Below are 4,302 nucleotides of genomic sequence, written 5' to 3'. Positions count from 1 at the left end.
CCCCGTTCTCGGCCATGATCCCCAGGGCGGTGCGGGCGGTGACCGACTTGCCGGACCCCGATTCCCCGACGATCGCCAGGATCTCCCCGGGCTGGACGGAAAAGTCCACCCCGCGCACGGCCGGCACCGGCCCGGAGTCGGTGACGAAGTCGATGGACAGGTCCTGGACGCTGAGCACCTGGTTCGGTTCGCTGTGGGTGTGCTCATGCCGCGGCCCCTTCTGGATCATGCGCTTGGCCTTCTTGCGGCTGATGCGCCGCAGCCGCGGGTCGTTCAGGTCGTTCATCGATTCACCGACCAGGGTCAGCCCCAGCACGGTCAGCACAATCGCCAGGCCCGGGAACAGCCCGGTCCACCAGATCCCGCCGGTGGCGTCGCTCATCGCCCGGTTCAGGTCAAAACCCCATTCGCTGGCGGCGGTCGGTTCGATGCCAAAGCCCAGGAAGCCGAGCCCGGCCAGGGTCAGCAGCGCCTCGGAGGCGTTCAGGGTGAAGATCAGCGGCAGGGTGCGCGTGGCGTTGCGCAGCAGGTGGGTGCCCATGACCCGCCAGCTGCTGGCGCCGATCACCTGCGCGGACTCGACGAACGGTTCGGCCTTCAGCCGGATCACCTCGCGCGCACCACCCGGTAGTACTGGGGGATGAACACCACGGTGATGGACACCGCCGCGGCCATGATGCCGCCGAACAGGGAGGACTGGCCCTGGGAGATCACGATGGACATCACGATGGCCAGCAGCAGGGAGGGGAAGGCGTAGATGGCGTCGTTGAGCACCACCATCACCCGGTCGAACCAGCCGCCCAGGTACCCGGAGACCAGCCCCAGGAACACCCCGAGGAAGATCGACATGACCACCGCGGCGATGATCACCCAGACCGCGGTCTGCGCGCCGTACAGGGTGCGGGAGAAGACGTCGTACCCGGAGACCGTGGTCCCCCAGATGAACTTGTCATCCGGGGCCGACTGGCGCGGGAACGCGCCCGAGGCATCCCGGTTCTGGGCGAAGTCAAACGGTGCGATCACCGGGGCCAGCAGTGCGGTGAACACCAGCAGCAGGGAGAGCACCAGCCCGGCGATCAGCATTCCGCGCTGCAGCCCGGAGGACATGCGCAGGTGGGAGATCACCGGCAGGCGCAGCCACCAGGGCGCGTGGGCCTTGATTTCAGTGACGGTGGTGGTGCTCATGCTAGTACCTCACTCTCGGGTCGATCAGCGCGGCGACCACGTCCACGATGAAGTTGGTGACGGCCACGATGATGGCCAGCAGCACCACGATGCCCTGCACGGCCACGAAGTCGCGGGCGGTCAGGTACTCGGCCAGCTTGAAGCCCAGCCCCTGCCATTCGAAGGTGGTTTCGGTCAGCACCGCCCCGCCGAGCAGCATGGCGATCTGCAGGCCCATCACGGTGATGATCGGGATCAGGGCCGGACGGTAGGCGTGCTTGGTCAGCAGCCGGTACTCCCCCACCCCGCGGGAGCGGCCGGCCTCCACGTATTCGCGGCCCAGCGTGCCGATCACGTTGGTGCGCACCAGGCGCAGGAACACCCCGCCGGTGAGCAGGCCCAGGGCGATGGCCGGCAGCAGGGCGTGGCGCACCACGGCCCAGAAGGCCTCGAAGTTGCCGCTGCGCAGCGCGTCCAGCCAGTAGATGCCGGTCGGTGAGCCCAGGTTGGTCAGCTCCAGCTCGGTCTGCCAGTCCGCACGTCCGGAGATCGGCAGCCAGCCCAGCCAGATCCCGAAGATCAGCTTGAGCAGCAGCCCGGCGAAGAACACCGGGGTGGCGTAGCCCAGGATCGCGAAGATGCGCAGCGCCGCGTCGGAGTAGCTGTCCCGGAAGCGGGCGGCCAGCAGTCCCAGCGGGATGCCCAGCAGCAGGGCGACAATGACCGCGTTGATGGACAGTTCCAAGGTGGCCGCGCCGTAGGTGATGAGCACCTCGGTGACCTCCCGGTTGTCGCTCATGGTGCGGCCCAGGTCCCCGCGCAGGATCTGGCCGAGGTATTCGAAGTACTGGACCATGATCGGCCGGTCATAGCCGGCCTCGGCGATGCGTTCGGCCAGCTGGGTGGGGGTCAGCCGCCCGCCCAGGGCCGCGGTGATCGGGTCGCCGGTGACGCGCATCAGGAAGAATACGACGGTGATCAGGATGAACACGGTCGGGAAGATCAGCAAAAAGCGGGTGATCAGATAGCGCAGGAAGCCGCCGCCGGCCCCCTTGGACTTTTTCTTGGTCGGTGTACTGGATGTGGGTTCTTCCACAGGCAGGGTGATGGACATGGTGGTGTTCCTCTTAGGTGTTTGGTCTGCCGGCCCACGCCCCGGTGGGGGCTGGGCATGCCAAAGGGGCCTGCGGCGGATTCTCCCTGCAACGGGCCCGCAGGCCCCCTTTGGCTCATCTCAGGCCGCCTGGGCCGGGGCCTACTTGCTCAAGACGCCCATGCGGAACTTGAAGGAGGCATCCAGGGTCTTGTCAACGCCCTGCACGTCCTTGCCGGCGACCGCGACCTGCGCGCCTGCAGCAGCGGCAGGGTGGAGAGGTCATCGGCCACCATGTCCTGCAGCTGGCCGATCATTTCGCTGCGCTTGCCTTCATCGGTTTCACCGCGCTGCTCGGAGATCAGCGAGTCAACTTCCTGGTTGTCGTACCCGTTGGACAGGAAGTTGTCCTTGGCGAAGAACGGCGCGAGGTAGTTATCGGCATCCGAGTAGTCCGGGAACCAGCCCAGCTGGTAGGCCGGGTAGTCGGTGACGCGCTGCTTCTGGTAGGTGACCCATTCGGTGGACTTCAGGTCCACCTCGAACAACCCGTCGGCTTCCAGCTGGCTCTTGACCATCGCGTACTCGTCCCCGGAGCTTGGACCGTAGTGGTCGGGGTTGTACTGCAGCGCCAGCTTGACCGGGGTCTGCACCCCGGCGTCCTCCAGCACCTTCTTGGCCGCCTCGGCATCCGGGCCGCCGTCCTTGCCGTACTTTTCCTTCAGCGGCTCGGTGGCTCCGGTGAATCTGCGGGACGAAGGAGTAGGCGGGGTGTAGGTGTCCTTGTAGACCTGGGTGGCGATCGCCTGGCGGTCCACCAGGTTGGCGGCGGCCTGGCGCACGGCCAGGGCCTTGGCCGGGTCGGCGTCGGAGGTTTCCTTGCCGTAGGGCATGGAGTCGAAGTTGAACACGATGTAGCGCAGTTCCCCGCCCGGGCCCTTGTGGACGGTCAGGTTATCCTGGCCCTCCAGGTCCTCGATGTCGGTGGGCGTCAGCGAACGCCAGGCCACGTCGATCTTGCCCTGCTGGATTTCCAGCTTCATGTTGTTCGCGTCCGCGTAGTACTTGATGGCCGCCTGGGAGTTGGCCGGTTCACCCAGCACGCCTGGTATTCATCGTTCTTGCTCAGCGAGACCAGGGTGTTCTTGTTGTAGGAGGCGATCACGTACTGTCCGCCAAAGGCCTTGGCGTCCACGATTTCCTTGTCGTCGATGACCTTGTCGGCCGGGAAGACCTCGTCATCGACGATCGGGCCCACCGGGGAGGAGAGCACCTGGGCGAAGGTCTGGTCGTTGGGGACCTTCAGGGTGAACACCACGGTGGTGGCATCCGGGGCCTCAACCTTGTCCAGGTTGCCCAGCAGCGAGCTTGGGCCGTTCGGGTCGGCGATCTTCAGCTGGCGGTCGAAGCTGTGCTTGACGTCCTTGGAATCCAGGTCATGGCCGTTGGCCCACTTCAGCCCCTCCTTGAGCTTGACCGTGTACTCGGTCGGCGAAGTGAAGTCCGCGCTGGCCGCGATGGCGGGCACCGGGTCCGGGGAACCGGGCTCATTGTTCAGCAGGAACGGATAGATCTGGTTCATGACCATGAACGAACCGTTGTCGTAGGACGCGGCCGGGTCCAGTGAGGTGACCTTGTCGGTGGTGCCCAGCGTGATGACCGCGCTGCCGCCGCCCTGATCCCCGGACTGGCCCTCCTCCTGGGAACCGGAAGGGCCGGTGCAGGCACTCAATGCCAGCGCACTGGCCGAGAGGATGACCGCGGCCCGTGAGAGGCGCGAAAACTTTGATGACATTTCATATCCTTCGCATAGTGATGCAAGTGACCCCATTGGGTGTTCAGGGTCACACCCAAATCAACTATACGACACTTCTTTCACGTTTCTGTGTCGCGCATCACGCCGATTGCGTGAAGGATCCGGGCCGAAGCAAGGGACGCCCGGGCGCGGGGACTACATCGCCAGCAGCACCGAAATGATGTTGCTCAGCGCCCAGGCGCCCAGCAGCGACCACCCGATGGCGCCCAGCATCCGGGCGTGGGACACC

Annotated in this window: 2 protein-coding genes and 2 pseudogenes; all 4 read right to left on the bottom strand. The window is 65.7% G+C overall.

Annotated features, from left to right (window positions below; genetic code table 11):
• Positions 1-229: ATP-binding cassette domain-containing protein (locus JCM19049_RS19640; protein ID WP_279402795.1), on the bottom strand; the 229-nt coding region annotated here is incomplete at its 3' end.
• Positions 230-1,185 (bottom strand): annotated as a pseudogene (locus JCM19049_RS08725) (ABC transporter permease); the annotation flags it as partial. It lies immediately after the preceding gene.
• Position 1,186: 1 nt separating this feature from the next.
• The gene (locus JCM19049_RS08720; protein ID WP_054821394.1) at positions 1,187-2,278 is read right to left on the bottom strand and encodes an ABC transporter permease; all 1,092 of its coding nucleotides are present in this window, start codon (positions 2,276-2,278) and stop codon (positions 1,187-1,189) included.
• A 149-nt stretch (positions 2,279-2,427) separates the two neighbouring features.
• Positions 2,428-3,839, bottom strand: a pseudogene (locus JCM19049_RS08715) (ABC transporter substrate-binding protein).
• Between the last annotated feature and the right edge of the window lie 463 nt (positions 3,840-4,302).

The sequence above is a fragment of the Arthrobacter sp. JCM 19049 genome (assembly GCF_001310435.1).
This window is presented reverse-complemented; position numbering and strand designations above follow the sequence as displayed.